Origin of the sequence: Variovorax sp. OK212, from assembly GCF_900112425.1 — a bacterium.
Taxonomy (GTDB): Bacteria; Pseudomonadota; Gammaproteobacteria; order Burkholderiales; family Burkholderiaceae_C; genus Variovorax.
In genome coordinates, this window is sequence record NZ_FOLP01000001.1 from 683098 (window position 1) to 709635 (window position 26538).

Sequence of the window (26538 nt, forward strand, 5' to 3'; positions counted from 1 at the left end):
AGGCCTGTCGTTGTTGTCGCCGCAAGCTATCAGGTGCTGGCGGACCGGAAGCTGACAGCATGCGCCATGTGCGCGGCGCCCGCGGACCGCAGGCCGTTGATGCCCGCGGGGTCGTAGCGCGCAATGCCCTGGTGCCCGTCGAGATCTTCCTTCAGCAGCAGGCCGGTGTCGAGCAGCAGCGCCTTCAGCGTTGCGGGGTCGAAGCCGCTGAGGAAGGCTTCGCCGGCGGCTTGCACTTCGCCGCGCAGCTTGCGGAAGTCTTCCGCGCCGGCATGGCCGGGCGCGAGCGCGGCCTCGTCGATGTAGGTGAAGACCAGTTCGCTCTGCGCGCTCGTGCACGCGGCAATGGAGCGCAGGGCGGCCAGGTTGGCCTCCCTGGTGAGGTACACCGTGACGCCGAGCCATGAGAAGAAGGCGGGCTGCGTCGCGTCGAAGGTCGAGCGTGCCAAGGCACTGCCGAGGTCTTCCACCGACAGGTCCGCCTCGATGAAGTGCATCGAGGCCGACCCGGCCACGCCGCACGCCTGCAACTGCTGGCGCTTCAGCCGCTGTGTGTCGGGGTGATCGACTTCGTACACGTTCAGCGCATGGGCCCAGGCCGGCCGGCGGCACACGAAGCTGTCGAAGCCCGCGCCGACGATCACGTACTGCGCGACGCCCTGTGTCACGGCGGCCTGCAGAGCATCTTCCGTGTAGCGCGAGCGCAGCACCACATCGGCATAGGCGGCGTTCGCGCGCAGCGCCGCGTCCAGGGCGTCGTCGGGCGCGCCGCCCGCGCCGCCCGCCGCGTTGCGCTGTGCCATCGCCCGCTCGGCAAAGGCGGCACGCACGGTCGCCGGCACCAGGCGGTCGCCCCACGGGTCGTCCAGCAGCGGCGCAGGGTCGCCGCGCGAATGGAGCGCGCGCATCAGCGAGGTGGCGAGGGCGGTGCGGCTGGCTTGCGAAGGGGTCACTGCATGGTCTCCAACAGGGAAAGGATGCGCAGTGTCCGCCGGTGCATTGGCTCTGTACAGTGCATTCTTTCAAGCAAATACATGCACCAGATGAATTCGATGGACATGAATCTGCTGGCGGCGCTCGACGCGCTGCTGAGCACCGGCAGCGTGAGCGCGGCCGCCGAGCGCATGCACCTGAGCGCACCGGCCATGAGCCACACGCTCGCGCGCATCCGCGAGGCGCTGGGAGACTCGGTGCTGGTGCGTGCCGGCCGCAAGCTCATTCCCACGCCGCGCGCGCAGGCCATGCGCGAGCCGCTGCGCCGGCTGATGGCCGATGCCCTGTTGCTGATGTAGCCCGACGGCGGGGTGCCGCTGGCACAGCTGGAGCGCGAGTTCACGGTGCGCGCGCCCGAGGGCATGGGCATCGTCTACGGCGCGACCCTGCTCGCGGCCGTGCGCCGCGACATTCCACGCGCCCGCCTGCGCTTCGTGCCCGAGAGCGACAGCGACGCCATGGCCTTGCGCGAAGGCCGCATCGACCTCGACGTGGGCACGCTGTTCGACAAGGGGCCGGAGATACAGACCTCGCTGCTGTACGAGCAGCACATCGTGGGCGTCGTGAAAGCGGGGCATGAACTGCTGCAGGCGCGCGTCACGCCGAAGCGCTTCGCGGCGCAGCAGCACGTGGCGCTCACGCGCCGCGGAAAGTCCAGGGAGCCGGTGGACACCCTGCTGGCCGAACACGGCTGCGCGCGGCAGATTGCATTGACGGTGCCGAGTGCCTACGGTGCGCTGATGGCCGCCGCGCGCTCGGCGCTGGTGGCCTGCGTGCCGGAGCCCCTGGCGCGCACGGTGGCGGCGAGCCTCGACCTCGCGATCTTCAAGCTGCCGGTGGCGGTACCCGTCGAACAGGTGCTGCAGGCATGGCATCCGCGCGATGCGGTGGACCCCGCGCACCGTTGTCTTCGCGATTGCGTGGCGGTGGTGTCGCGAGAGACGCGCTTCGGCCCGCTGGCAAAGCGCGACCCTTCGCAGCCGATGCACGGGCGTGCCATGGCCGCGCATCGCGCGCTGGTTTCGAAGGCGCGATGAATGCTTTAGAAGAGGTCGGGCACCCGCGCTGAATAAGTTAAATCTTCCAGGCTAAGCCCTTCGTACAAAGGCCACTTCGCACCTTGAAAAAGAGGCGTTGGCTGACACGCCGCGCCTCATTCAGGACGCATCGCGCTGGTATGGTCCGCGGGTAGTTTCTTATCGCCCGCTGTCGTTGCATTGGGCTTGCCACATGCCCATTCGTCACGCCCGCATCTTTCCGCGTTATTCGTTCTATTGCGTCCTCGGCGGGCTCGCCGCCATCTACGTCTTCTGCGCCATGATGCTGGTGCCGGTGAAGGTCTACATCCTCCCGTACCTCATCACGCCGGACTTCATTCGCTACAAGGGCGCGATCGTCGTTCTCTTCCTGGCCATTCCCTGCGCGATCTACCTGATCTGCTGGAAGGGCAGCGACTTCTTCGCGTGGTTGCGCACGCCGCAGCAACTCACCGTGGGCGACAGGGGCCTGCAGCTTGGCGAGCGCACGCTGGCCTTCGCGGAGGTCACGCGCATTCGCCATCGCCACAACCGCAACCATGTGCTGCTCACCGGCCGCGACGGCAAGACGCTGCGCCTGCGGCTGGACCTGTGGGACAACGCGGGCGACTTGCTCTGCGAAGTGGAAGAGGCCGTGGGCGAGGTCATGGCGCACGACGTGGAGCGCCGCCTGCATGCCGGCGAGACCGTGAAGTTCGGCGCGCTCGGCTTGCAGGCCGAAGGGCTGATGCACAAGGGCCAGCTCATTGCGTGGTCGAGCATCGACACCATCCGCACGCAGTCCGACGAGGACGGCATGGAGGCCGACGAGCACCTGGTCATCGTTGCCAACGGCAAGACCCGAAAGATCGACCGCTCGAAGATCGACAACGAGCCCGTGCTGCTGGCCTGCCTGATGCAACGTCTGCCGGCGAACTGAATTTGTTTTTCGTTTCTTTCCCAACCACTCCAACAGACGCACACAGCGAAACCGACAAATGGAAATCTACAGCTCCGCCGCCCAACAAGAGAAGACCCGCCAGGACCGCCCCGTGTTCTATTCGCGCTCGCGCATCATCGGCGGCATCGTGCTGTGGTCGGTGGTGACCGTGGTGCTGGCGGTGCTGTGCATCCGCGCACAGGACAAGAACATCGGCATCCTCCTGGCGGCGTGTTTCGCGCTGCTCACGGCGTGGCTGACCTTCAAGTGCTTCAACACGCTGCGCAACATCGCGCAGCCGGCGCTCGTGGTCGGCCACCAGGGCCTGACCTTCGAGAACGGCATGCTGCTGCCTTGGAACAACATCGTGGAGAACATCTGGGTGAACCAGAGCTACATGGGCATCCCGATCAGCAAGCAGATCCAGATCAGGACCGACCTGCCCAAGCCCAAGGCGCGCGTGTTGCGCCGCGCCACGGCGCTCGAGATCTCGGGCGACGAGTACCTCGCGCTGTGCGATTCCTATCGCTGACGCACGGTCGGCTTGCGGCGGAAAGAGCCCTTGCACGGCGGGGCTGTTCGGAGGCGTTCGATAGACTGGCCGGGTGAAATCTTCTTCCGAGCCTCCCAGTAGGCCGCTGGCCCCGCCAGCTTCCGCCTGCAACGTTGCGCCGCAACGCTTGCGCAACGCCTCCTCCCCACCTTCCCCCTTCCGTCGCCCGACATGGCCCGCGCCATGCCGGGCCGCACCCGCTCGTGCCCTTCGTGCCTTGCGCCTGACTCCCCATGATTGAACTTCTCACCGACCCGGCCGCCTGGATCGGTCTCCTGACGCTGGTCGTCCTGGAGATCGTCCTGGGCATCGACAACCTGATCTTCATCGCCATCCTGGCCGAGAAGCTGCCGCCGCACCAGCGCGACAGGGCGCGCCTCATCGGGCTGAGCCTGGCGCTGTTCATGCGCCTGGCGCTGCTGTCGGTGGTCTCGTGGCTGGTCACGCTGACCACGCCGCTCTTCACGGTGTTCGGGCAGGGCTTCTCGGGGCGAGACCTGATCCTGCTGGTGGGCGGGCTGTTCCTGCTGTTCAAGGCCACCTCCGAGCTGCACGAACGCCTGGAGGGCGTGACGCACACCACGGCAAGCTCGGCGGCCTACGCCAGCTTCACGCTGGTGGTCACGCAGGTCGTGGTGCTCGACGCGGTGTTCTCGCTCGACGCGGTGATCACCGCCGTGGGCATGGTCGAGCACCTGCCCGTGATGATGGCCGCGGTGGTGATCTCCATCGGCATCATGCTGTGGGCGTCCAAGCCGCTCACGCGCTTCGTCAACGCGCACCCGACGGTGGTGGTGCTGTGCCTGAGCTTCCTGCTGATGATCGGCCTGAGCCTGGTGGCGGAAGGCCTGGGCTTCCACATTCCCAAGGGCTACCTGTACGGCGCGATCGGCTTCTCCGTGATGATCGAGACGCTGAACCAGTGGGCCAAGCGCAATGCCATGAAGCACGAGGCCCGCCGGCCGCTGCGCGACCGCACGGCAGAGTCGATCATTCGCCTGCTCGGCGGCCGCGCGCCCGGCGAGCCGGCGCTGGCCGGTGCCGCGCCAGACGCAGGCTCCGCGCCCGAGCCCACCTTTGCCGTGGAAGAACGCAACATGGTGAGCGGCGTGCTGTCGCTGGCCGAGCGCAACGTGCGCTCGGTGATGACGCCGCGCGCCGACATCTCGTGGGTCGACCTGAACGACGACCCCGAGGCCGTGCGCGAGCAGCTGCTCGACACGCCGCACGGCATCTTCCCGGTGTGCCGCGGCTCGCTCGACGAGGTGGTCGGCGTGGCGCGCGCCAAGGACCTGCTGGGCCAGCTGCTGCGCCACGGCCGCATCGACGAGAACGGCGGCCTGCGCGCGCCGATCTACGTGCCCGAGTCGACCACGGCCATCCGCCTCATCGACACGCTGCGCGGCGCGCGCGGGCAGCTCGCGCTGGTGAACGACGAGCACGGCACGCTCACCGGCGTGGTCACGCCCATCGACGTGCTGGAGGCCATTGCAGGCGAGTTTCCCGACGAGGACGAGACGCTGGAGATCCTGCAGACCGCGCCCGACGCCTGGACCGTTTCCGGCAGCGCCGACCTGCACCTGCTGGAGCAGGCGCTGCAGACGCACGGGCTGGTGAGCGACGACGACAGCTACACCTCGGTGGCGGGCTTCCTGCTGGCGCGCTTTCGCGGCCTGCCGCCCGCGCATGCGAGCTGGGTGCACGACGGGTACGATTTCGTCGTGACCGATGTCGACGCGCAGCGCATCCGCACGGTCGAAGTCCGCCGCCTGCCGGTGGACGACCCCGAAACCTGAAAGACCTCGATGGTGGCCCCCATGAACAATGCCCTGCACCGCCAACCCGTTGCGCTCGACAAGGCCTACCGCCTGATGAACCACGGCCCGACCGTGCTCGTGAGCGCGGCGCACAGCGGCCAGCGCAACATCATGGCGGCGGCCTGGGCCATGCCGCTGGACTTCGCGCCGCCCAAGGTGGCGGTGGTGCTCGACAAGAGCACCTGGACGCGCGCGCTGCTCGAAGGCGCGGGCACCTTCGCGCTGCAGGTGCCCACGCGCGCGCAGCTCGACCTGACGGAGGCGCTGGGCAACAGTTCGGGCCGCGAGATCCTCGAGAAGTCGGGCCACGACAAGTTCGCGGCCTACGGCCTGGAGACCTTCGCGGGCGTGGCCACCGATGCGCCGCTGCTCGAGGGCTGCGCGGCCTGGCTCGAATGCCGGCTGCTGCCCGAGGCGCACATCCAGGAGCGCTACGACCTGTTCCTGGGCGAGGTGATCGCCGCGCAGGCCGACGCGCGCGTGTTCGCCAACGGCCGCTGGAACTTCAGCGGGCACGACGAGCTGCGCACGCTGCACCACGTGGCGGGCGGGCACTTCATCGTCGACGGCGACGCGGTCGATGCGCGGGCGTTGCCGCCCAAGTCACTCTAGGGCCGGCGCGATGCGTCCCCTGGCGATCCCGCTGGACAGTGCCCGCATCGGCGGCGCGTCCATCACAGTGAAGGCGGGCTACGAACTGCTCGACGAAGACGAGAAGGGCGCCCTGCTGCGCATCGCCGAGGTGCCGCAGGCGGTGGGCTGGCTCGCGCCGGGCGACCTGCTCGTGGCGGCCTTCGACCGGCAGCGCAAGTCGCTCAAGGCGATCCGCAAGCCCGAAGAGAAAGACCGGCTGCGTTTTCATCGCGGCCACGGCCGGCTGTACGACGAAGAGCGGCAGCGCGCCATGCGCCTGGCCGCCAGCGACGAGTTCCTGCGCCAGCACGGGCAGCTGATGGCGCTCATTCGCGCGCAGCACGCGCAGAGCGACAAGGCGCCGCCGGTGGTGCCGCTCGATGCCTACTTCGACGGCAATTCCGATGAAGAGTCGATCGCGCCGAACCAGTGGGGCTACGGCCGTCCGCCGCTCGCGCAGCTGTGGGAGCGCCTGCGCACCATCGCGCAGCGGCCCGACGTGCAGGTGCTGCTCGTCGGCATCCACGACGAATGGCAGGAACTGGCCGAAGATTCTCTCGATTGGCCGCCGGCCGAGAACGTGCACATCTACACCCGCGCATCCGCGCAGGACGCCGAGCAGTGGATCGAAGGGCTGGAGGCCGACGGTGTCGTCCAGGGCTGGCCCTGCGGCCGGCATCCCGCCGCGCCCGAGCCGTTGCCCGGGTACGCCGTGCTGACCGTCTGCTGGGACTAGCCGGGCGAAAAGATCAGGACGGCGTGCCGCGCGCCGCGCGCGGCACCAGCATCGCCCGCAGCGCCAGCACGCCGCACAGGGCCGCCAGCAACGCCACGGCCACCGCCAACAGCAGGCGCGACGGCGTGATGGCGTCGAGCCGGTCGGCCAGCAGCAGCGTGGTGGTGTTGTAGGCCGCGTGCAGCGCGATGCAGGGAATGAGCGAGCGCGTGCGCTCGTAGAGCCACGCGAGCACCGAGCCCATCACGAAGCCGACCACGAACTGGTAGATGTTCATGTGCGCCGCGCCGAACAGCAGCGCCGACATGAAGATGGCCTGCCAGCGCGAATAGCGCCGCAGGAAGCCGCGCAGCACGATGCCGCGGAACAGCATCTCCTCCAGCAGCGGCGCCATCACGCACACCGCGAGCACGGCCGCCACGCTGCCGTCGGCCATGCGGCTGAAGTACGACTCCTCCCAGGCCGAGGGCGGCACCAGGAGCGTGAGCAGCTGCAGCACCGAGGTGAGCGCGAGCAGCAGCGCCGGCACCAGCAGCAGCACCGGCGGCACCACCAGCATCAGCGTGGCGCGCGCCGAAGAGGCCGACTGGTGGAACAGCTCGCGGTAGGTGAGCTTCTGCAGGTGCATCACCACCGCGAACACGCAGCCGTTGCCCAGCACCGACGACAGCACGCCGATCTGCATGATGTTGAGGCCGAGCCAGCCGTTGGCATCGCGCAGCGCGGCACCCACGACGAACTCGCACAGGAACAGCGCGACGAAGAGCAGGGCGGCTTGCGCGGCCGAGGGGAAGGGCGCGCTTTGGGGGGAAGGCATGGGGCGGGGCGCCCCCGGAACGGGCGCTGGCGGACGATGGCGGACGGTGGCGCGGATGTTACGCGACCGGCCGCGCGTCGTTCGGGGAGGCCTGCGCCTCGCGCTGCAGCAGCCGCGAGAGCGGCGACAAGGCAATGCCGCCGTCGCGCCCGGGTGGCGGCAGCACCAGCGCATGCAGCACGCTGTATTCGCGCAGCCGCGCGGCCCCGTGCGGGTCGCCCGCGTGCGTGCCGGCGGCGGGGTGGCACATGAGCACGTCGCCGTTGCGGCAGGCCGCGAGCCAGTCGGCCACGCGCTGCGCGTAGCCGCAGGCGTCGCCCGAGAAGTCGTACACGCCCAGCAGGCGCCGGCTCATCGGAATGCCCCGCTGTGCCGCAAGGGCCTCCATTCCGGGTCCGCCCAGCGCATGCACGAGCGCGGCCTTCCAGTGCCCCGGCCCATGGCGCCAGCCCGGCGCGGTGCCGCGCACCCATGGCGGTGCCGTGGGGTAGCGCTGCGCGATTTCCTCCAGCACCAGCTCGCGCACCACCGGGAACTGGTGCACGTGCCGGTGGCCGTCGACGAAGGCGGGGCCGCGGCCCATGGCGTCCTCGAAGCGCGTGAACTGGTCGCGGATGTCGGCCCGCAGCGCCGGCACGCTGGCCGTTCGCGTGTACGTGCGCGCCAGCAGGCCGGCCAGCCCGGGCTCGGGCCCGTCCGGGCGCGCCGGCGGCGTGAGGTCCAGGTGCAGGCCGACGTCGAGCTGCGCGGGCGCAATGCGCCGCAGCGCCCGCGCGCCCGCCAGCCACGCGCCGCGCCGCACCATGGCGCTGGTGGCCGAGAGCTTGCCCTGCCCGGCCAGGTCGATCACCGCCGCGTTGATGCCGGCGCCCATGCCGAAGTCGTCGGCGCAGATGCAGATATGGCGCGTTTCAGCCATTGCCGCTCGTCTCCGCCGCGGGGGCCGGGGTTCGGACCGGTGCGGCCGGTGCGGCCACGTCGAGGCAATGCGCGTCGCCCGTCGCGCTGCCAGCGAAGCGCCATGCCGCGGCGCCGTCGTTGACCGCCACCAGCCGCGCCTTCATCAACCACGGGTTGGCCAGGTGCGCGGTGTTCGCGCCCACGATCCAGGTGGCGCGCGGCACGCAGAGCGTGGACGCTAGCCGCGTGCGGTCCAGCAGCGTGGCCGCGGCGCGCTCGGGGTCGAAGCGGCCGGCGTCGGAGATCTCCTTGCGCCAGTTGTCGCGCGGGTCGCGCGCGGCAGCCTGCCAGTCGTCCGACACCAGCACCGGCTCGCGCAGGTTCCAGTAGAACGGAATCTCGTAGTAGTAGCTGTCGAGCATCAGCACGCGTTCGCCCGGCGCCACCGACTGCCCCGGCGGCAGCCGCAGCCGCGTGCCCGGCGGCGTGGAATGGGTCGCGATGGCCGCCACGCAGGCCACGCACACCGCGGCCGATGCCAGCGCGGTGAGGCGCACCTTGTTGCGGACCTTGCCGAGCAGTGCGTCGGACGAGCGGCCCGCGAACACGCGCTGCGCGATCAGGTACGCCAGCGGCGGCAGCGCCGGCAGCACGTAGCCCACCAGCTTGGAGCGCGGCAGCGAGAAGAACACCACGATGACCGCGAGCCAGATCCACATGAGCCGGTCGATGCCGGTGCGGCGCGAGCGCTTGTCCTCGTCCTGGCCCCGGGGCACCAGCACCCACGCGAACCACGGCAGCGTGAGGCCCGCGAGCACCGGCAGGTAGAACCAGAAGCCGTGCTCGTTGTTGAAGCCCGACGAAGCGAAGCGCCTGAAGTGCTGCGTGATGACGAAGTAGTCGAAGAACTCCGGGTACTTCATCTGCATCGCGACGAACCATGGCCCCGCCACCGCCAGCAGCACGGCCCAGCCCGGCAGCCACAGCGCGAGCCGCAGCGCCGCGAGCCGCTGCGTGGCGGCGCACCAGCCCACGATCACCATCGCGGGCAGCAGCAGGCCGATCAGCCCCTTGGCCAGCAGCCCGGCCGCGGCGAACAGGTAGGTGCCCGCGAGCAGGGCGCGCCACGGTTCTTCCTGCTCCCTGGCCAGTACCGCGCCGGCCGCCAGCAGCACCGTGCACGAGATGCAGCCCGCCACCAGCATGTCGAGGTTGGCGAACTGCGCGCCGATGAAGAAGAAGGGCGTGGTCACCAGCACCACGGTCGACAGCAGCGCCACGCGGGCGTTCGACCAGCGGCGCAGGAACAGGAACAGCGCCGACGCCGCCGCGGCCGCGCCCAGCACCGAGGGCAGCCGCGCCGCCCATTCGACCGGCCCGGCGACCGACATCGCGGCCGCCCCGATCCAGTAGAACAGCGGCGGCTTGTGGAAGAAGGGCAGGCCGTCGAGCCGCGGCACCAGCCAGTCGCCGGAGCGCAGCATGGCGAGCGCCACGCCGCCGTAGCGGCCTTCGTCGGGTGCCATCAGCGGGCGTGCCCATGCCGTGGCCAGAAGCCATGCAAGCAGCGCCACGATGAGCCAGACCGGCTGGGGCGCGGTCCACCCCCCGGAGTCGCTGCGCTTCATGGCTTGCCGTTCTCCAGGCCGGTGCCGTGCTCGCGGCTCACCACGTACAGCGGACGGCCCTTGACCTCCTCGTAGATGCGCGCGATGTACTCGCCCACGATGCCGGTGGAGATCATCTGGATGCCGATGAAGAACATCAGGCTCACCACGATGGTGGTCCAGCCGGAGGCCGGGTTGCCGAACATCAGGTAGTCGAGGGTCACGTAGGTGCCGTAGCCGAAGGCCGGCACCGCGAACAGCAGGCCGACCACGCTGACCATGCGCAGCGGCCAGGTGGTGAAGGCGGCGAGGCCGTCGATGGCCAGGCGCACCAGGCGGCGCGCGTTGAAGCTGCTCTTGCCCTGCGCGCGCGGCGCGGGCGTGTAGGGCATGGCCACCGCGCGAAAACCCACCCACGCGTACAGGCCCTTCATGAAGCGGCTGCGCTCGGGCAGGCTCATGAGCGCGTCCACCACCTTGCGGTCCATCAGGCGGAAGTCGCCCGCGTCCTTGGGCACCACGAATCGGTCGGAGGCGTTCACCAGGCGGTAGAAGAGCCGGCTGCCGAGCTGCTTGAAGCGGCTCTCGTCGCGGCGCTCCTCGCGCACCGCGTAGACCACCTCGGCGCCGGCGGCCCACTGGGCGACCATCCGGTGGATGAGGTCGGGCGAGTGTTGCAGGTCGCCGTCGAGCAGCACCACGGCGTCGCCGCCGGCGGCGGCCAGGCCCGCGGTGAGCGCGGCCTCCTTGCCGAAGTTGCGCGACAGCGAGATGCAGCGAAAGCCCGTGAGCTCGCACCATGCGCGGGCCACTTCGGCGGTGTCGTCGGTGCTGCCGTCGTCCACCACGATGATCTCCCAGCGCAGCCCGGTGGCCCACAGGATGTCCTCCAGCCGGGGCAGCAGGTGCCGCAGATTGGCGCCTTCGTTGAAGCACGGAATGACGCAGGAGATGCTGCGCGGCTGCGCTTGCGGCGGGGCCGAAGCGGGCGTGGATGTGTCAGCGGCCGCACTGAGCGCCTGGGGCACCGCGGGTGTCGCCGGTGTCGCGGGCGCCGGGTGGGTGAGCGGAATGCCTGCGCCCAGGCCGGCGCGCGAATGCCTGGCGACGATCGGTGAAATCATGAATGCCTCCACGGCGAACGTTCCGCGCGCCGAAGGCCGGCGCCGCGTCCCGTTCGCATTGCGAAAAAATGAAAGGCCCAGTGCCCGATGGCGAGCGCACCCGCGATCACCGCGCCGAGCAGCAGCCCCGCGACGATGTCGAGCGGAAAATGAACGCCCACGTACACGCGCGCCCACCCGGTGGCGGCGGCCACCGCCAGCAGCGGCAGGCCCAGCCGGCGCAGGCTGGGGCGCAGCAGGAAGGCCAGCGCCACCATGAACATCACGGCGGCGTGCGTGCTCGGCAGCGAGCCACGCCCGGCGTGCGCGATGTACGCGGGCGCCAGCCCCAGCACGAAGGGGCGGGGCACGTCGAGCTGCATCGCGATGGCATGCGACAGCAGCGAGGCCAGGCCCGCCGCCGCCGCGACGACGCACAGGTAGGCGCGGTCGGCACGGTGGCGCCACAGCGCCACCACGAGAATGGCCGCGCTCAGCCATGCGCCCCACAGCGCGAAGGCCGACGCCACCGAAAGCACCCACGGCGTGGGCTGGCTGCCGGCCGCGAGCCACTGGAACAGCGCGAGGTTCAGCGCGTTCATGGCGCCACCACGGGCAGGCCGCGGGAAAACAGGGGCGCAGGGCGGCGCCCGGTGCGCCGTGCGCACCTGGAGAAGCTGGACATGGTCAGGACCTTTCGACGAGGAAGGAAGGCCGCGCCGCGGACGTGGCGTGGCACGTCCTGACGTCACACGACGTCATGCAGCGAGGCGGCGCGACGCGCGGGGCGTCGTTCGTTTCTCAGGCGAGGAAAGGCGGAGCGGCGGGTGGCGGCAAGCGCCGCCAGGGCACCGCGGGGGGCGGCGCGCCGCCGTGCGGCGGCACATGCTCGGGGGCTTCGCGCACGACCGGCACCACCAGCCGCCCGGCTGCGAGCACCAGCGGCAGCATCGCGAGCACCATGGCCATCAGGCCGCTCAGTGCGAAGTCGAAGGCGTCGGGGTGGTCGATGCTGGCCGGGGCCTGCGCGAACACCGTGGTCTCGCGGTCGGCGGGGTGGTCGGCGCGGTCGTCGGCCTCGAACTGCGAGGCGTCGCTGGCGCTGCGCACGCGCAGCATCGGCTCGTCCTCCAGGCCGTCGCAGCGGAAGTGCACCGCGATGAAGGGCTGCAGGAAGATCAGCAGGATGCCCGCCACGCACCACAGCCTGTGGTGTGCTTCGGCGAAAAGGCGGACGCGTGCGAGCAGCATGCCCGGATGCTAGGAGACTCGTGTGAACAGAACCTGATCGTGCGGGTCAGCATCCCGCAAGGTGGCGGATGACGCCAGTGTTACAGCACGAAGGGGATGAAACGCCGCGTGCCGCGCATGTAGTCGCGGTAGTCGTCGCCGAAATGCGCGATGCACTCCTGTTCGTCGCGCACCGCCGTCAGGAACAGCAGCACCGTGGCCGCCACCACCAAGGCCAGCGTGAACCACGTGAACTGCTTGAGGAAGGCGCCCCATGCGAGCAGCATCAGCGCCGTGTACATCGGATGGCGGATGTAGCGGAAGGCGCCGCTGCGCACGATCGACGAGGTCTTCTCGAAGCCGTACAGCGCGGGGTCGTCGCTGCGCGCTTCGGTCGGCTTGCCCTGCGCCTTGAGCAGGCGCACCGCGTGCAGCGGCAGCCAGATCGACAGCGCGAAGAACAGCGTGGAGACGACCTGCTTCGGCGAGAACGGATCGTCGTGCCACATCGGCAGGTTCAGCACGATCAGCACCAGCATGCATTCCCACGCGAAGAAACGGTAGAAACCGTGCGACCCGGGCCGGCTCAGCGGCCCGCGCGACACGTACAGCAAGGCGGCGGTGCCGGCGGCAAGAAGGACGATCTGGAACCAGAAGAGCATGGCGGCCGAATTTACACGGCCTTGCACATGCCCGGGGGCATCAGGCCGTCGTTGCTTCGGGTTTCTTGGAGACCAGCGTCAGGATGTCGTAGCTGGCCACCAGCTCGCCGTCCTGGTTGGTCACCTCGACGTCCCAGGCCACCACGCCCTGGCCCTGGCCGGCGGCGTCCTTCTTGTTGCGGTCGATCTTGCGCTTGCAGGTCAGGCGCGCGCGGATGGTGTCGCCGATGCCCACCGGCTTGACGAAGCGCAGCGTGTCCAGGCCGTAGTTGGCCAGCACCGGGCCCGGCGCCGGCGATACGAACAGGCCGGCCGCGGCCGACAGCACGAAGTAGCCGTGCGCGATGCGCTTGCCGAACGGCGACTCCTTGGCCGCCACTTCGTCGAAGTGCATGTAGAAGTAGTCGCCCGAGATGCCGCCGAAGGCCACGATGTCGGCCTCGCCCACCGTGCGGCGGTGCGTGAGCAGCGAGTCGCCGATGCGCAGGTCTTCGAAGTAGCTGCGAAACGGGTGCACCGCGCTCTCGCGCACGGCCGCGCCGCGCACGTGTTCGCCGGTGACGGCGGCCAGCATGGTGGGCGAGCCCTGCACGGCGGCGCGCTGCAGGTAGTGCTTCACGGCGCGCAGGCCGCCGAGCTCTTCGCCGCCGCCCGCGCGGCCGGGGCCGCCGTGCTTGAGCTGCGGCAGCGGCGAGCCGTGGCCGGTCGATTCGGCGGCGGCTTCGCGGTCGAGCACCAGCAGGCGGCCGTGCCAGGCGGCGGCCACTGGAATGGCCTTGGCCGCGATGGCCGGGTCGCGCGTGACCAGCGTGCCCACGAGGCTGCCGCGGCCGCGCGCGGCCAGGGCCAGCGCTTCGTCGATTCCGTCATAGGGCATGAGCGTGCTGACGGGGCCGAAGGCCTCGACGTCGTGCGCCGCGTCGTGTTCGAGCGGCTTGCGGCTCAGCAGCAGCGTGGGCGCGAAGAACGCGCCCTGGGCCACGCCGTCGCCCACGGGCGAGAAGCCGTCGCGCTCGCCGTACACCAGCTCGGCGCCCTGCAGCAGCGTGGCCACGCGTTCGGCCACGTCGGCCTGCTGCGCGTGCGAGGCGAGGGCGCCCATGCGCACGTTGTCGAGCGAGGGGTCGCCCACCACGGTCTTGGCCAGCCGCGCGCGCAGGCGCTCGGCCACCGCGTCCAGGTGCTGGCGCGGCACGATGGCGCGGCGGATGGCCGTGCATTTCTGGCCAGCCTTGGTGGTCATCTCGCGCGCCACTTCCTTCACGAAGAGGTCGAACTCCTCGTCGTCGGGCGTGACGTCGGGCGCGAGGATCGCGCAGTTGAGCGAGTCGGCCTCGGCGTTGAACGGGATCGACTGGCGCACCAGGTTCGGGTGCACGCGCAGCTTGGCGGCGGTGTCGGCCGAACCGGTGAAGGTGACCACGTCGGGCCCCTCGAGCCGGTCGAGCAGGTCGCCGGTGCTGCCGATCACCAGCTGCAGGCTGCCTTCGGGCAGGATGCCCGACTGCACCACCAGCCGCATCATGGCCTCGGTGAGGTAGCTGGTGGCCGTGGCCGGCTTGCCGATGCACGGCATGCCTGCCAGGAAGCTGGGCGCGAACTTCTCGAGCAGGCCCCACACCGGGAAGTTGAACGCGTCGATGTGCACCGCCACGCCGCCGCGCGGCACCAGGATGTGCGTGCCCGCGAAGCCGCCCTTCTTGCCCAGCGGGAAGGCCGGGCCTTCGTGCACCAGGTTGCCCGAGGGCAGCTCGTTGGTGCCGATGCCGGCATAGGCGCTGAGCGTGCCCGCGCCGCCCTCGATGTCGATCCAGCTGTCGGCGCGCGTGGCGCCGGTGTGGGCCGAGACGGCGTACAGCTGCTCCTTGTTCGCGGCCAGGTACTTGGCCAGCGCCTTCAGGCGTTCGGCGCGCTGCTGGAAGTCGAGCTTCATGAGCGCGGGGATGCCGGTGCGGCGCGCGTAGGCGAGCGCCTCGGCGAAGTCGATGGCCTCGGCGTGCGTGGCGGCCACGGGCTTGCCGTTGACGGCGCTGTGCAGCTGCTGGGAGGCCTGCTGGCCGATCCAGCGGCCGGCGATGTAGCTTTGGAGGGTGGCGGTCATGTGCGATGTCCTTGTATGGCTCCTTCCCCTTGCGGGGGAAGGTGGGGATGGGGGCTGCGCCCAACGGGCGCTGCGCTTCGTTCGAGGCCGTCGTGCCCCCGCCCCGACCCTTGCCCGCAAGGGGAGGGCGCAAGGCAGGGTGGCACGAGGGTCATTCCTTCTTTCCGATACCCAGGTACGTATCGATGATCCGCTGGTCGTGCAGCAGGTCGCGCGCCTGGCCTTCGAGCGCGATCGCGCCCATCTCGAGCACGTAGGCGCGGTCGGCCACCTGCAGCGCGGCGCGCGCGTTCTGCTCCACCAGCAGCACCGAGACGCCATGGCTGCGCAGTTGCGAGACCACGCGCAGCACTTCGCGCACCACCAGCGGTGCGAGGCCGAGCGAGGGTTCGTCCAGCATCAGCAGGCGCGGGCGCGCCATGAGCGCGCGGCCGATGGCCAGCATCTGGCGCTCGCCGCCCGACAGCGTCGAGGCCATCTGCGGGCGCCGCTCCTTCAGGCGCGGGAAGATGCCGAACACCTCGTCCATGCGCGCGCGCTGGTCGCGCTGGCCCTTGCGCCACTGGTAGAAGCCGCCGAGCAGCAGGTTGTCCTCGACCGACATCTCGCCGAACAGCTCGCGCCGCTCGGGGACCAGCGCCACGCCACGCGACACCATGGTCTCCACGCTGGGGCGCGCGATGCGTTCGCCGTCCAGCGCCAGCTTGCCGGTGGACGGCAGCAGGCCCATGGCCGCGCACAGCAGCGTGGTCTTGCCGGCGCCGTTGGGGCCGATGACGGTGACGATCTCGCCCTCGTTCACATGCACGCGCACGCCGTGCACGGCCTCGACCGTGCGGTAGGCGACGCAGAAGTCTTCGAGTTGAAGGATGGGATGGCTCATCGTGCGTCTTCCAGCAGTTCGTCGTCGGCGCCGCCGAGGTAGGCCTCGAGCACGCGCGGGTTGGCCTGCACTTCGGCCGGGGTGCCGGTGGCGATGACGGTGCCGAATTCGAGCACCGTGATGCGGTCGGCCAGGTTCATCACGAACTCCATGTCGTGCTCCACCACGAGGATGCCCAGGCCTTCGGCGCGCAGCTGGCTCAGCAGCACGGAGAGGGCGCGCTTTTCCAGGTGGCGCAGGCCGGCGGCGGGCTCGTCCAGCAGCAGCACCGACGGCTGTCCGGCCAATGCACGCGCGATTTCCACCACGCGCTGCTGGCCCAGCGAGAGCGAGGCGGCGGGCGTGTCGGCATGCGCGCCGAGGCCGCAGCGTTCGATCTGGCGGCGGGCCTCGGCCATCAGCGCGGCTTCTTCGGCGCGGTCGAGCCGCAGCGCGGCCGCGAGCCAGCCGCGCCTGGCGCGCAGGTGAGCGCCGAGCGCGACGTTCTCCACCACGCTGCGCTGGCCCAGCAGCCGCACGTGCTGGAAGGTGCGGCCCAGGCCGCGCGCCGCGAAGGCGCGCGAAGGCTTGCCCGACATCGTCTCGCCCACCAGGCGAACCTCGCCCGAGCTGGGGTCGTCGACGCCCGAGATCATGTTGAAGAAGGTGCTCTTGCCTGCGCCGTTCGGCCCGATCAGCGCATGGATCTCGCCGGCCTTGAGCGTCATCGAGATGGCGTTGTTGGCCACCAGCCCGCCGAAGCGCTTGCTGACGTCGTCGGCCTGCAGCACCAGCGTGCCGGAGGCGGGCAGGGTGCGCTGGGCGAGTTGAGTGAGTTGAGCGAGTTGAGCAGGCGCACCAGTCGCGGCGGTTGCTTCAGGCACCGCCTTGGCCACCGGCCGCACCCAGCGGCTCAGCAGCCGCGCGAGCGTGGGCCACAGGCCGTCGGCGAAGCGCTGCAGCACGAACAGCATCAGCAGGCCGAACACCACCACCTCGAAGTTGCCGCTGGTGCCCAGCAGCGCGGGCAGCACGTCCTGCAGCTTTTCCTTCAGCAGCGTGATCAGCGTGGCGCCGAGCACCGCGCCCCACAGGTGGCCCGCGCCGCCGACCACCGCCATGAACAGCATCTCGATGCCGATGTTCAGGTTGAAGGGCGTGGGGTTCACGAAGCGCTGCATGTGCGCGTAGAGCCAGCCCGACACGGCCGCCAGCAGCGCGGCCAGCACGAACAGCTTGATGCGGTGGCGGGCGGTGTCGACACCCATCGACTCGGCCATGAGCCGGCCGCCCTTGAGCGCGCGGATGGCGCGGCCTTCGCGCGAGTCGAGCAGGTTGTGCATGGCCCACAGCGCGAGCAGCAGCACCGCCCAGATCACCACGCCCAGCTTGCGCGGCGTGGCCAGCGAGAAGCCCGCCACCACCAGCGGCGGAACGCCGGTGATGCCGGTCTGCCCGCCCAGGAACTCCATGTTGCCCAGCAGGAAGTACAGGCTCAGGCCCCAGGCGATGGTGCACAGCGGCAGGTAGTGGCCCGACAGCTTGAGCGTGACCGCGCCGAGCGCCCAGGCCAGCAGGAAAGTGGCCACCAGCCCGAGCAGCAGCCCGGCCCAGGGCACCAGCGCCGAGCCGGCGAAGCCGCCGAGCCAGCCGGCCGCGGTGGGCGAGGTGCAGATCCACGCGGTGGCGTAGGCGCCCATGCCCACGAAGGCGGCCTGGCCGAACGAGGTCATGCCGCCCACGCCGGTGAGCAGCACGAGGCCGACCGCCACCAGCGCGTACAGGCCGATGTTGCTCAGCACCGAGACCGTGAACTCGGGCAGCCAGCCCCAGGCCAGCGCGAGCGCGACGATGCAGGCCAGCGTGAGGGTGCGCGGCGTGACCAGCGGGCGGCCCTGCGCGGCGGCTCGGGTGGAAGCGGGAGAAGCAGCAGAAGTAGACGAAGACGGATTCATTCTTCGTCCTCCACATGATGGCTGCGCAGCGAACGCCACCACAGCACGGGAATGATCAGGGTGAAGACCAGCACTTCCTTGTAGGCGCTGGCCCAGAACGACGAGAACGACTCCAGCAGGCCCACCAGCAGCGCGCCCGCGAGCGCCAGCGGGTAGCTGGCCAGCCCGCCGACGATGGCCGCCACGAAGCCCTTGAGGCCGATGAGGAAGCCGGTGTCGTAGTACACGGTGGTGATGGGTGCGATGAGCAGGCCCGACACCGCGCCGATGACGGCCGCGAGCGCGAAGCTCAGGTCGCCCGACAGTTCGGTGGGAATGCCCGACAGCCGTGCGCCCACGCGGTTGATGGCGGTGGCGCGCAGCGCCTTGCCGACCATGGAGCGGCCGAAGAACCAGAACATGGCGATCACCAGCACCAGCGTGACGCCCACCACCACGACCGACTGGCCGCTGACGGGAATGCCGCCGATGTCGAAGCGCGCGTCCGAGAACGGCGTGGTGCGCGAGCCTTCGGCGCCGAAGAAGTACAGGCCCAGGCCGACCAGCACACCGTGCAGCGCGACCGACACGATCAGCAGCATGAGCACGCTGGCGTCGGCCAGCGGACGGTAGGCCAGCCGGTAGAGCAGGGGCCCGAGCGGCGCGATCAGCACCAGCGTGGTGGCGGCCTGCAACGCCATCGAGGTGGGCTTGAAGCCGAGCACCAGCACCGCGGCCACGGCCGGGAATGCCACGCACCAGGTGAGGGCCGAGAACCAGTCGACGACCGTGCCGCGCTTCCAGCGCCAGGCTTCCACCGCCAGCACGGCCGCGGCCAGCGCCAGCAGCAGCCACAGCGTGGCCGGCGTGCGGCCGGCCTGCAGCGCGGCCATGGTGAGCGCACCGAAGGCGACGAACTCGCCCTGCGGGATGAAGATCACGCGCGTGACCGAAAACACCAGCACCAGCGCGAGCGCCATCAGTCCGTAGACCGCGCCGTTCACGATGCCGTCCTGCCCCAGCAACAGGGCAATCTCCATGTCCATAAAAACTTTCCGACTAGCGTGCGTTCAGCAGGCCGGCGATGCACAGGAATCGCCGGCCCTTTTTGCGGGAACACCGCGCAACCGGTCGCGCCGGCCCGCGGTGTCCTTTCGTTCGACCCCTGGAGATCAGGGCTGGTATTTCCAGGCGCCGTTCTCGATCTTCACCATCACGCGGGCGCGCTGGTCCAGGCCCAGGTGGTCGGCCGCGGTCATGTTGAACACGCCGTGCGCGCCGGCCACTTCCTTGGTCTGCTCGAGCGCGTCGCGCAGCGCGGCACGGAACTCGGGCGTGCCCGGCTGGGCCTTCTTCAGCGCGGCCGGCACGGCCGAGCTCATCAGCAGGCCGGCGTCCCAGGCGTGGCCGCCGAAGGTCGACACGGAACCCTTGCCGTAGGCGGCTTCGTACGCGGCCACATAGGCCAGCGCGGACTTCTTCACCGGGTTGCTGGCCGGCAGCTGGTCGGCCACGAGCACCGGGCCGGCGGGCAGGAAGGTGCCCTCGACGTCCTTGCCTCCCACGCGCAGGAAGTCGGCGTTGGCCACGCCGTGCGTCTGGTACATCTTGCCGTTGTAGCCGCGCTCCTTGAGCGTCTTCTGCGGCAGTGCGGCCGGCGTGCCGGAGCCTGCGACCAGCACCGCGTCGGGCTTGGCGGACATGATCTTCAGCGCCTGGCCGGTCACCGAGGTGTCGGTGCGCGCATAGCGTTCGTTGGCCACGACCTTGATCTTCTTCAGCTCGGCGGCCTTGGCGAATTCCTGCGACCAGCCTTCGCCGTAGGCGTCGGAGAAGCCGATGAAGGCGACGGTCTTCACGCCGTTGGCGGCCATGTGCTCGGCGATGGCCAGCGACATCATGATGTCGTTCTGCGGCGTCTTGAAGACCCACTTCTTCTTGGCGTCCATCGGCTCGATGATGCGGGCCGAGGCGGCCACCGAGATCATCGGCGTCTGCGCTTCGCTGGCCACGTCGATCATGGCCAGCGAGGCCGGCGTGGTGGTCGAGCCCAGGATCACGTCGACCTTGTTCTCGGCGATGAGCTTGCGCGTGTTGTTCACGGCGGCCGTGGTGTCGGACGCGTCGTCCAGCACGATGTAGTTGATCTTCTGCCCGCCGATCGTCTTGGGCATCAGGGCGATCGTGTTCTTCTCGGGAATGCCCAGCGAAGCGGCCGGGCCGGTGGCCGAGATGGTCACGCCGACGTTGACGTCGGCCCAGGCCGAGAGGGCCGTGGCGCACAGGGCAGTGATCAGCAGGGGCTTGAAGAATTTCATGGTTGGCTTGTCTCCGGGTTGAAATAAAAGTTGAGGCCTGAAGTATCTCAGCGCTCGTCGAAAGAGAGCGTGACGCGTTCGGTCAGGGGGTGTGCCTGGCAGGTCAGTACGAAACCCGCAGCCACTTCATTCTTGTCGAGCGCGAAGTTTCTTTCCATGCGGACTTCCCCGTCCACGCATTTCGCGCGGCAGGTGCCGCACACGCCCGAGGTGCACGAGAACGGCACCTCGAGCCCGGCCGCGGAGGCCGCGTCCAGGATGCTGGGCTGGCCTTCGGTGTAGGTGATCTCGCGCTGCAGGCCGTCGCGCACGATGGTCACGCGCGCCTGCTTGGCGTCGCCCGGCTGCGCCTCGTGCACCACCGCGCCCACCTGCGCGGCCGAGGGCAGCGCAACGCCGAAGCGTTCGATGTGGATGCGCGCCTCGGGCACGCCGGCGTCCAGCAGCGCGGCCTCGGCCTCGTCGTTCATCTGGAACGGGCCGCACACGTAGACGTGGTCGATGCGCGCGGCGGGCACCACGCTTTTCAGGAACTCGCCGATCTTCTCGCGGTTCATCACGCCGAAGCCCAGGGGCGAGTCGGTGTGTTCGTCGGAGAACACGTGCTGCAGCACCAGGCGCGTCATGTAGCGGTTCTTCAGGTCCTCGATTTCTTCCTTGAACATCGTGGACTGCAGCTGGCGGTTGCCGTAGATCAGCGTGAAGCGGCTCGCGGGCTCGCGCGCCAGCACCGTCTTCATGATCGACAGGATGGGCGTGATGCCGCTGCCGCCGGCAATGCCGACGTGGTGCCGCGCCGAGGACGGCTCGATCGGCACGAAGAAGCGGCCCTGCGGCGCCATCACCTGCAGGGTGTCGCCGGGCTGCAGGCTGGCGTTGATCCAGTTGGAGAACACGCCGCCGCGCACCTTGCGCACGCCGACGCGCAGCTCGCCGTCGTCCAGGCCGGCGCAGATCGAATAGGAGCGGCGCAGGTCCTGGCCGTCGATGTCCTTGCGAAGCGTGAGGTACTGGCCCTGCGTGAAGCCGAAGACTTCCTGCAGGTCGGTGGGCACTTCGAAGGAGACGATGACGGCCTCGGCCGTGTCGGGCTCGATGGCCTTCACGCGCAGGGGGTGGAACAGGGTGCTCATCGTGTGGGGTGCCTCAGATAGGCTTGAAATGTTCGAAAGGTTCCCGGCAGGCGATACAGCGGTACAGCGCCTTGCAGGCGGTGGAGCCGAAGGCCGACAGGCGCTCGGTGCGCTCGCTCGCGCAGCGCGGGCAGGCGATGCGCTCGCCGGCGATGCGGCCGAACAGCTTGATCGGCATGGCGGTGTTGGCGGCGGCTTCGGGCGTGAGGTGCGCCGGCGGCGCGATGCCGTAGGCCTTGAGCTTGGCGCGGCCTTCGTCGCTGATCCAGTCGCTCGACCAGGCCGGCGCGCGGCGCAGCGTGGCGCGGGCCTGGCCCAGGCCGGCCTGCGCGATGGCGGCCAGCACGTCGTGCTCGATGGCCTCGGTCGCGGGGCAGCCGGAGTAGGTGGGCGTGAGCACGATCTCCAGGCCGTCGTCGTGTTCGATCACGTCGCGCACGATGCCCAGGTCGCAGACCGACACGGCCGGCACCTCGGGGTCGAGCACCGTGTGCAGGACCGCCCAGGCCGCATCGACGCGCGAGGCCGTCATGGCGCCGGAGGTCACCACACGCCCCCGGGGAAGCTGCGCTGCAGGTGCTGCATCTCGGCCAGGATGTAGCCCATGTGCTCGCTGTGCACGCCCTGCTTGCCGGTGCTGCGGAAGGCCGCTTCCTTGGGCATGGCGAGGCCGGCGGCGTCGAGCACGTGCTGCATCTCGGCGAGCCAAGGCTCGCGCAGCTCGCTCCATGCGGGGCCGAGGCCGCTGGCGCTGGCTTGCGCCTCGACGTCGTCGCTCTCGAACAGCTCGGGCATGTACAGCCACAGCTGCTTGAGCGCCTTCTCGGTGCGGCGGCGCGACTCTTCGGTGCCGTCGCCCAGGCGCACGACCCAGTCGGCCGAGTGCTGCTGGTGGTAGCGCGCTTCCTTCAGCGCCTTGCCGGCGATGGCGGCCACCTCGGCGTCGTTCGATGCGGCCAGGCGCTGCCACAGCAGCTTGAGCAGCGTCGACACCATCGTGTTGCGCACCACGGCGAAGGCGAAGTCGCCGCGCGGCAGCTCGGCGATGGTGAGGTTGAAGTAGTCGCGCTCTTCGCGCAGGTAGGCCAGCTGGTCTTCGTCGTGCACGAGGCCTTCGCCGGCGCCTTCGGCTTCCAGCTTGCCGGCGTGCGTGAGCAGCGCGCGCGACTGGCCCACCAGGTCCAGCGCGATGTTGGCCATCGCGATGTCTTCTTCCAGCGCGGGCGCGTGGCCGCACCATTCGCCCAGGCGCTGCGCCAGCACCAGGCAGGTGTCGCCGATGCGCAGCAGGTATTGCACGGCCGGCGTGCGGTTCAGTTCGATCGATGCTTGCATGGCGTGCCGCTCACATGTGGTCGACCGACTTGGGCAACGCGTAGAAGGTGGGATGGCGGTAGACCTTGTCTTCCGCCGGGTCGAAGAACATGTCCTTGTCGCCCGGGTCGCTGGCCACGATCTGCTCGGAGCGCACCACCCAGATGCTGCTGCCTTCCTGGCGGCGCGTGTACACGTCGCGCGCCATCTGGATGGCCATCTTCGAATCGGCGGCGTGCAGGCTGCCGCAGTGCTTGTGGTCCAGGCCGGCCTTGCTGCGCACGAACACTTCCCACAGGGGCCATTCTTGTTTTGCTTCGGTGCTCATGCTGCTTCCTTCATCGGTTGTTTGTTGGCGTGGGCCATCGCGGCTTCGCGCACCCATGCGCCGTCTTCCCAGGCGTCGACGCGGGCCTGCAGGCGCTCGCGGTTGCAGGGGCCGTCGCCGCCGATCACGCGCCAGAACTCGCTCCAGTCGATGGCGCCGAAGTCGTGCGCCTGGCGCTCTTCGTTCCACTTGAGGTCGGGGTCGGGCAGGGTCACGCCGAGGATGGCGGCCTGCTCCACGGCGGCGTCGATGAACTTCTGGCGCAGCTCGTCGTTGCTGAAGCGCTTGATGCCCCAGCGCATCGACTGCGCGGAGTTGGGCGACTGGTCGTCCGGCGGGCCGAACATCATGATCGAGGGCCACCACCAGCGGTTCACCGCGTCCTGCACCATCGCCTTCTGCGCGTCGGTGCCGTGGGTCATCATGGTCAGCAGGGCTTCGTAGCCCTGGCGCTGGTGAAAGCTCTCCTCGCGGCAGATGCGGATCATGGCGCGCGCATACGGTGCGTACGAGCAGCGGCAGATCGGCACCTGGTTCATGATGGCCGCGCCGTCCACCAGCCAGCCGATGGTGCCCATGTCGGCCCAGGTCAGCGTGGGGTAGTTGAAGATCGAGCTGTACTTGGCCTTGCCGCTGTGCAGCGCGTCGAACATCTGGTCGCGCGAGGTGCCCAGCGTCTCTGCCGCGGCGTACAGGTACAGGCCGTGGCCGCCTTCGTCCTGCACCTTGGCCAGCAGGATGGCCTTGCGCTTCAACGTGGGCGCGCGGCTGATCCAGTTGCCTTCGGGCAGCATGCCGACGATCTCGGAGTGCGCGTGCTGGCTGATCTGGCGCACCAGCGTCTTGCGGTAGTGCTCGGGCATCCAGTCTTTGGCCTCGATGAAGTCGCCCGCGTCGATGTGGGCGTCGAAGCGCTGCTCGAGTTGCATTTCCTCGGCCGAGCGCACGGCTTTCTGCTTGCCGTCGCCTGCGTCCTTGCCCATGGTGTCCATGGCTTGTGTGTACATCGCGGTTCTCCTTGAAAGGTGAAAGGGTCGTCGAGTCGGTTCAGTAGCTCAGCTGTTTGGTCGACTCGACGTGGCGGTCCACGTCGGCCGGCGTCAGCGCTTCGCTCTTGCAGCCGAAGTCCTTGAAGAGCGTCATCTGGTCGGCATAGTGCGCCGATTTGCGGCCGTCGGGTGCGACGAAGCCGCTCTGTCCGGGCGGTGCGGCGGTGCACAGCGCGACGCCGTTGGCACCGAGCACCACCTTGTCGTTCTGCGAGCCGCGGTTCATGAAGCTCGGCAGCGTGAGCAGTTCGTCGGCGCTGGCCTGCGGCGCGCCGATGAAGTTGCTCGTGAGGAAGGCGTGCTTCACCACGGGGGTGCGCCACTTGGCGGTGTCGCTGCCGTAGCGCTTCTGCAAGTCGGCCATGGCTTCGGTGAGCGTGGCGCGCAGCACGGCGTTCTTGTCCTTGCCGTTGAAGAAGTCGTAGGTCTGCGGCACGCCGGCCTTGGGGCCGAGCAGTGCGTTGTAGACCAGCTTCAGCCCGTTGCCGGGGCGGATGCTCGCGACCTGCGTGGCGTTGGCATAGCCGTTGCCCGCATAGGCGGCGAACACCTCGGGCGGCAGGTCGTCGGCCAGCACCGTGCGGTAGAGGATGGGCAGCCACGTCATCATGAGCGTGGTGGCCGGGCTGTCGTAGACGCCGCGCTCGGCCGGGTCTTCGTTCAGCGCGTTCCAGCCGGCCAGCATCTGCGCGGCGCGGCGCGCGGGGTCGGCGGGGCGCAGGTTGCGCGTGGCCTCGACCGCGAACGGCACGATGTAGCGCGCGTTGGTGTCGGCATAGGCCGTGGTGCGGGTCAGGCCCCACAGTTCGTCGGGCGTGAGCTTGGGCTTGGCTTCGAGCCGCGCGGTGAATTCACGCACGCGGTCGACCACCGAGTAGTTGCCGCCGTCGCTCACCGCGCCGGGTGCCGACTGGTTGTTCCAGTTGGCGACGTAGCCCTGCGCCGGGTTGTAGGTCTTGGGGTCTTCGCCGAAGGGGCGGATGCCCAGCCACTCCATCGAGCCGTCGCCCACCGCGGGCAGGCGGATGTCCTGCGAGGCGGGGCGCAGCGGCAGGCGGCCGGGCGACACGTAGCCGATGTTGCCGCTGGTGTCGGCGTAGTACCAGTTGATGGTGATGGCCACGCGCGAGGCCTGCTTGAGCCACTGGTCCCAGTTCTGCGCCTGCATCGAGTGGATCCAGCCGAGCAGCGATTCGAGCTCGTAGCCGTCCCAGCTGCGCTTCATCGAATAGGCGGTGCCGTTGGGAATGTCGAAATTGGTGACGATGCCGTGCACGGTGGCGTACACGTCCACGCTCTGGTCGGGCTGGCCCTTGACCTTGATGACCTCGGTGCGTTGGGTCATCGGGCGCATGGCGCCGTTGAACAGGTACTCGTGCGGGTTGGCCGGGTTGAGCTTCTCCTGGTACATGTCGTTCACGTCCAGCGGCCCTGCGGTGGCGCCCCAGGCGATCTTGCCGTTGGTGCCGAACAGCACCACGGGGTGCGCGAACGGCGTGTTGCCCGTCACGTCGAAGCCCGCGCCGTGCAGGCCGATGCCGAACACATACGAGGGGTTGAACCAGTTGAACTGCGGGCCGTTGATGAAGACGGTGCTGCCGTCGGTGGTCTTCTTCGGGCCGGCGATCCAGAGGTTGCTGGCGATGGGGCGCGTCCACGGCTGGGCGACGCCGCGGCGTGCGGCGTCGGTCTCGTTGCGTGCGACCAGCAGCTCCGGCGACACCGCGGCGAGCTGTGCAGCGTGCGCGGCCGTGGTGCCGGCGGGCGCGAGTTGCGCCGCGGCGGTGGCGGTGGTGCCCGTGCGCGGCACGGTGGTCGGCGCGAGCGGGTCTTCGACCCAGCGGATCTGGTCGAACAGCTTGCGGCCTTCGATGTCGCCGCGCGCCTTGCGCAGCTGCTCCAGCAGGCGCAGGTTGGCGACCTCGCTGCTCACGTTGGAGTAGCGGTTGGCCATGGTGCCGACCCAGATCATGGCCACGTCGTAGCCGGTCCAGTCGGCCTTGGGCATGAAGCCGGCGTCGTTGTATTCCTTGGGCAGCAGGGTGGCGGGCGCGGCCAGCACTTCCTTCACGCGGGCGTTGAAACCGGCGGCATAGCCGTCGAAGATGGCCTTGTCGTCGGGCGACAGGCGCGCCATCTGCGCGCGGATCGAGTCGGGCGTGAAGCTCGCGCGGCTGCCCTGGTCGAGCGTCACGTACTTCGGCCCCATCACTTCCGACACCGTGCCCAGCACCGCGCGGCGCGCCATCTCCATCTGGAACAGGCGGTCTTCGGCGACCGCGTAGCCGAAGCCATGGAACAGGCCGCGCACGTCGTTGGCATACACGTGGGGCACGCCGTAGGCGTCACGCTTGATGGTGACCTTGCCGACCGGTGCGGTGGGGGTGGAGGTGGCGGCGCAGCCGGCCAGCGCCACGGTGACGCAGGCGAGGGCGATGCTTCGGAGGCTCGATGTCATCGGGGGGCAAATCTTCTAGAAGTTCGAAGGGACG

26 protein-coding genes are annotated in these 26538 nt (G+C 69.6%); 7 read left to right on the top strand and 19 right to left on the bottom strand.

Annotated elements, in window-relative coordinates; all coding sequences use genetic code 11:
• Positions 1-29 precede the first annotated feature (29 nt).
• Complete coding sequence (locus BM004_RS03045; protein ID WP_177206331.1) at positions 30-953, bottom strand: class I SAM-dependent methyltransferase; 924 nt, start codon at positions 951-953, stop codon at positions 30-32.
• A 99-nt stretch (positions 954-1052) separates the two neighbouring features.
• Here BM004_RS03045 and BM004_RS41335 point away from each other — a divergent pair, with 99 nt between their 5' ends.
• The 7 genes from BM004_RS41335 (at position 1053) to BM004_RS41760 (ending at position 6688) form a co-directional block, all read left to right on the top strand.
• The gene (locus BM004_RS41335; protein ID WP_177206333.1) at positions 1053-1292 is read left to right on the top strand and encodes a helix-turn-helix domain-containing protein; all 240 of its coding nucleotides are present in this window, start codon (positions 1053-1055) and stop codon (positions 1290-1292) included.
• Positions 1293-1304: 12 nt separating this feature from the next.
• Positions 1305-2030 carry a LysR substrate-binding domain-containing protein gene (locus BM004_RS03055; RefSeq protein ID WP_093211212.1) on the top strand — a complete coding sequence of 242 codons (726 nt, stop codon included), beginning with the start codon at positions 1305-1307 and terminating at the stop codon, positions 2028-2030.
• Positions 2031-2223: 193 nt separating this feature from the next.
• Positions 2224-2949 (top strand): hypothetical protein, encoded by a 726-nt coding sequence (locus BM004_RS03060; RefSeq protein ID WP_256219768.1) that lies wholly within the window; start codon positions 2224-2226, stop codon positions 2947-2949.
• Positions 2950-3007: 58 nt separating this feature from the next.
• Positions 3008-3481 carry a hypothetical protein gene (locus tag BM004_RS03065; protein WP_093123492.1) on the top strand — a complete coding sequence of 158 codons (474 nt, stop codon included), beginning with the start codon at positions 3008-3010 and terminating at the stop codon, positions 3479-3481.
• 257 nt (positions 3482-3738) lie between these two features.
• A complete protein-coding gene (locus BM004_RS03070; RefSeq protein WP_093211993.1) occupies positions 3739-5298 on the top strand; it encodes a TerC family protein in 1560 nt (519 codons plus the stop codon).
• A 21-nt stretch (positions 5299-5319) separates the two neighbouring features.
• Positions 5320-5931 carry a flavin reductase family protein gene (locus BM004_RS03075; protein ID WP_093211995.1) on the top strand — a complete coding sequence of 204 codons (612 nt, stop codon included), beginning with the start codon at positions 5320-5322 and terminating at the stop codon, positions 5929-5931.
• Positions 5932-5941: 10 nt separating this feature from the next.
• Positions 5942-6688, top strand: a complete 747-nt coding sequence (locus BM004_RS41760) for a hypothetical protein (protein ID WP_218152668.1) — start codon at positions 5942-5944, stop codon at positions 6686-6688.
• A gap of 13 nt (positions 6689-6701) precedes the next feature.
• Here BM004_RS41760 and BM004_RS03085 read toward each other — a convergent pair whose 3' ends face one another.
• The 18 genes from BM004_RS03085 to BM004_RS03170 form a co-directional block, all read right to left on the bottom strand.
• Positions 6702-7505 carry a CPBP family intramembrane glutamic endopeptidase gene (locus BM004_RS03085; protein ID WP_093211214.1) on the bottom strand — a complete coding sequence of 268 codons (804 nt, stop codon included), beginning with the start codon at positions 7503-7505 and terminating at the stop codon, positions 6702-6704.
• Between the two features lie 58 nt (positions 7506-7563).
• Positions 7564-8424: a ChbG/HpnK family deacetylase gene (locus tag BM004_RS03090; protein WP_093211216.1), complete on the bottom strand. Its 861-nt coding sequence runs from the start codon at positions 8422-8424 to the stop codon at positions 7564-7566.
• The gene (locus tag BM004_RS03095; RefSeq protein ID WP_093211218.1) at positions 8417-10033 is read right to left on the bottom strand and encodes an ArnT family glycosyltransferase; all 1617 of its coding nucleotides are present in this window, start codon (positions 10031-10033) and stop codon (positions 8417-8419) included. The genes BM004_RS03090 and BM004_RS03095 overlap by 8 nt, the downstream gene beginning before the upstream one ends.
• Complete coding sequence (locus BM004_RS03100) at positions 10030-11136, bottom strand: glycosyltransferase family 2 protein (protein ID WP_093211220.1); 1107 nt, start codon at positions 11134-11136, stop codon at positions 10030-10032. Before BM004_RS03100 ends, BM004_RS03095 begins: the two co-directional genes overlap by 4 nt.
• Positions 11133-11717 (bottom strand): phosphatase PAP2 family protein, encoded by a 585-nt coding sequence (locus tag BM004_RS03105; protein WP_093211222.1) that lies wholly within the window; start codon positions 11715-11717, stop codon positions 11133-11135. The genes BM004_RS03100 and BM004_RS03105 overlap by 4 nt, the downstream gene beginning before the upstream one ends.
• A gap of 199 nt (positions 11718-11916) precedes the next feature.
• Complete coding sequence (locus BM004_RS03110; protein ID WP_093211224.1) at positions 11917-12366, bottom strand: hypothetical protein; 450 nt, start codon at positions 12364-12366, stop codon at positions 11917-11919.
• An 80-nt stretch (positions 12367-12446) separates the two neighbouring features.
• Positions 12447-13007: a methyltransferase family protein gene (locus tag BM004_RS03115; protein ID WP_093123510.1), complete on the bottom strand. Its 561-nt coding sequence runs from the start codon at positions 13005-13007 to the stop codon at positions 12447-12449.
• 40 nt (positions 13008-13047) lie between these two features.
• Positions 13048-15108, bottom strand: coding sequence for a phenylacetic acid degradation bifunctional protein PaaZ (paaZ, locus tag BM004_RS03120; RefSeq protein WP_093123512.1), 2061 nt, complete (start codon positions 15106-15108; stop codon positions 13048-13050).
• A 151-nt stretch (positions 15109-15259) separates the two neighbouring features.
• Positions 15260-15991: an ABC transporter ATP-binding protein gene (locus tag BM004_RS03125; RefSeq protein WP_093123515.1), complete on the bottom strand. Its 732-nt coding sequence runs from the start codon at positions 15989-15991 to the stop codon at positions 15260-15262.
• A complete protein-coding gene (locus BM004_RS03130; protein WP_093211226.1) occupies positions 15988-17925 on the bottom strand; it encodes a branched-chain amino acid ABC transporter ATP-binding protein/permease in 1938 nt (645 codons plus the stop codon). The genes BM004_RS03125 and BM004_RS03130 overlap by 4 nt, the downstream gene beginning before the upstream one ends.
• Positions 17922-18950: a branched-chain amino acid ABC transporter permease gene (locus BM004_RS03135; protein ID WP_093211228.1), complete on the bottom strand. Its 1029-nt coding sequence runs from the start codon at positions 18948-18950 to the stop codon at positions 17922-17924. Before BM004_RS03135 ends, BM004_RS03130 begins: the two co-directional genes overlap by 4 nt.
• A 126-nt stretch (positions 18951-19076) precedes the next feature.
• Positions 19077-20222 carry an ABC transporter substrate-binding protein gene (locus tag BM004_RS03140; RefSeq protein ID WP_093211230.1) on the bottom strand — a complete coding sequence of 382 codons (1146 nt, stop codon included), beginning with the start codon at positions 20220-20222 and terminating at the stop codon, positions 19077-19079.
• 47 nt (positions 20223-20269) lie between these two features.
• Complete coding sequence (gene paaE / locus BM004_RS03145; RefSeq protein WP_093123526.1) at positions 20270-21355, bottom strand: 1,2-phenylacetyl-CoA epoxidase subunit PaaE; 1086 nt, start codon at positions 21353-21355, stop codon at positions 20270-20272.
• 13 nt (positions 21356-21368) lie between these two features.
• Positions 21369-21887 (bottom strand): 1,2-phenylacetyl-CoA epoxidase subunit PaaD, encoded by a 519-nt coding sequence (paaD, locus tag BM004_RS03150; RefSeq protein WP_093125124.1) that lies wholly within the window; start codon positions 21885-21887, stop codon positions 21369-21371.
• Positions 21888-21898: 11 nt separating this feature from the next.
• Complete coding sequence (gene paaC / locus BM004_RS03155; protein WP_093123529.1) at positions 21899-22690, bottom strand: 1,2-phenylacetyl-CoA epoxidase subunit PaaC; 792 nt, start codon at positions 22688-22690, stop codon at positions 21899-21901.
• A 10-nt stretch (positions 22691-22700) separates the two neighbouring features.
• A complete protein-coding gene (gene paaB / locus BM004_RS03160) occupies positions 22701-22997 on the bottom strand; it encodes a 1,2-phenylacetyl-CoA epoxidase subunit PaaB (RefSeq protein WP_093123531.1) in 297 nt (98 codons plus the stop codon).
• The gene (gene paaA, locus BM004_RS03165; RefSeq protein WP_093123534.1) at positions 22994-24004 is read right to left on the bottom strand and encodes a 1,2-phenylacetyl-CoA epoxidase subunit PaaA; all 1011 of its coding nucleotides are present in this window, start codon (positions 24002-24004) and stop codon (positions 22994-22996) included. The genes paaB and paaA overlap by 4 nt, the downstream gene beginning before the upstream one ends.
• Positions 24005-24044: 40 nt before the next feature.
• On the bottom strand, positions 24045-26504 hold the full coding sequence (locus BM004_RS03170) for a penicillin acylase family protein (RefSeq protein ID WP_093211232.1): 2460 nt from the start codon (positions 26502-26504) through the stop codon (positions 24045-24047).
• Positions 26505-26538 lie beyond the last annotated feature (34 nt).

What these genes read in the sequence shown, in the direction of transcription:
- BM004_RS41335 (WP_177206333.1), top strand. Translation starts at nt 1,053, where the DNA reads ATGGACATGAATCTGCTGGCGGCGCTCGACGCGCTGCTGAGCACCGGC.
- BM004_RS03060 (WP_256219768.1), top strand. Translation starts at nt 2,224, where the DNA reads ATGCCCATTCGTCACGCCCGCATCTTTCCGCGTTATTCGTTCTATTGC.
- BM004_RS03065 (WP_093123492.1), top strand. Translation starts at nt 3,008, where the DNA reads ATGGAAATCTACAGCTCCGCCGCCCAACAAGAGAAGACCCGCCAGGAC.
- BM004_RS03075 (WP_093211995.1), top strand. Translation starts at nt 5,320, where the DNA reads ATGAACAATGCCCTGCACCGCCAACCCGTTGCGCTCGACAAGGCCTAC.
- BM004_RS41760 (WP_218152668.1), top strand. Translation starts at nt 5,942, where the DNA reads ATGCGTCCCCTGGCGATCCCGCTGGACAGTGCCCGCATCGGCGGCGCG.
- BM004_RS03085 (WP_093211214.1), bottom strand. Translation starts at nt 7,505, where the DNA reads ATGCCTTCCCCCCAAAGCGCGCCCTTCCCCTCGGCCGCGCAAGCCGCC.
- BM004_RS03090 (WP_093211216.1), bottom strand. Translation starts at nt 8,424, where the DNA reads ATGGCTGAAACGCGCCATATCTGCATCTGCGCCGACGACTTCGGCATG.
- BM004_RS03095 (WP_093211218.1), bottom strand. Translation starts at nt 10,033, where the DNA reads ATGAAGCGCAGCGACTCCGGGGGGTGGACCGCGCCCCAGCCGGTCTGG.
- BM004_RS03100 (WP_093211220.1), bottom strand. Translation starts at nt 11,136, where the DNA reads ATGATTTCACCGATCGTCGCCAGGCATTCGCGCGCCGGCCTGGGCGCA.
- BM004_RS03105 (WP_093211222.1), bottom strand. Translation starts at nt 11,717, where the DNA reads ATGAACGCGCTGAACCTCGCGCTGTTCCAGTGGCTCGCGGCCGGCAGC.
- BM004_RS03110 (WP_093211224.1), bottom strand. Translation starts at nt 12,366, where the DNA reads ATGCTGCTCGCACGCGTCCGCCTTTTCGCCGAAGCACACCACAGGCTG.
- BM004_RS03115 (WP_093123510.1), bottom strand. Translation starts at nt 13,007, where the DNA reads ATGCTCTTCTGGTTCCAGATCGTCCTTCTTGCCGCCGGCACCGCCGCC.
- paaZ (WP_093123512.1), bottom strand. Translation starts at nt 15,108, where the DNA reads ATGACCGCCACCCTCCAAAGCTACATCGCCGGCCGCTGGATCGGCCAG.
- BM004_RS03125 (WP_093123515.1), bottom strand. Translation starts at nt 15,991, where the DNA reads ATGAGCCATCCCATCCTTCAACTCGAAGACTTCTGCGTCGCCTACCGC.
- BM004_RS03130 (WP_093211226.1), bottom strand. Translation starts at nt 17,925, where the DNA reads ATGAATCCGTCTTCGTCTACTTCTGCTGCTTCTCCCGCTTCCACCCGA.
- BM004_RS03135 (WP_093211228.1), bottom strand. Translation starts at nt 18,950, where the DNA reads ATGGACATGGAGATTGCCCTGTTGCTGGGGCAGGACGGCATCGTGAAC.
- BM004_RS03140 (WP_093211230.1), bottom strand. Translation starts at nt 20,222, where the DNA reads ATGAAATTCTTCAAGCCCCTGCTGATCACTGCCCTGTGCGCCACGGCC.
- paaE (WP_093123526.1), bottom strand. Translation starts at nt 21,355, where the DNA reads ATGAGCACCCTGTTCCACCCCCTGCGCGTGAAGGCCATCGAGCCCGAC.
- paaD (WP_093125124.1), bottom strand. Translation starts at nt 21,887, where the DNA reads ATGACGGCCTCGCGCGTCGATGCGGCCTGGGCGGTCCTGCACACGGTG.
- paaC (WP_093123529.1), bottom strand. Translation starts at nt 22,690, where the DNA reads ATGCAAGCATCGATCGAACTGAACCGCACGCCGGCCGTGCAATACCTG.
- paaB (WP_093123531.1), bottom strand. Translation starts at nt 22,997, where the DNA reads ATGAGCACCGAAGCAAAACAAGAATGGCCCCTGTGGGAAGTGTTCGTG.
- paaA (WP_093123534.1), bottom strand. Translation starts at nt 24,004, where the DNA reads ATGTACACACAAGCCATGGACACCATGGGCAAGGACGCAGGCGACGGC.
- BM004_RS03170 (WP_093211232.1), bottom strand. Translation starts at nt 26,504, where the DNA reads ATGACATCGAGCCTCCGAAGCATCGCCCTCGCCTGCGTCACCGTGGCG.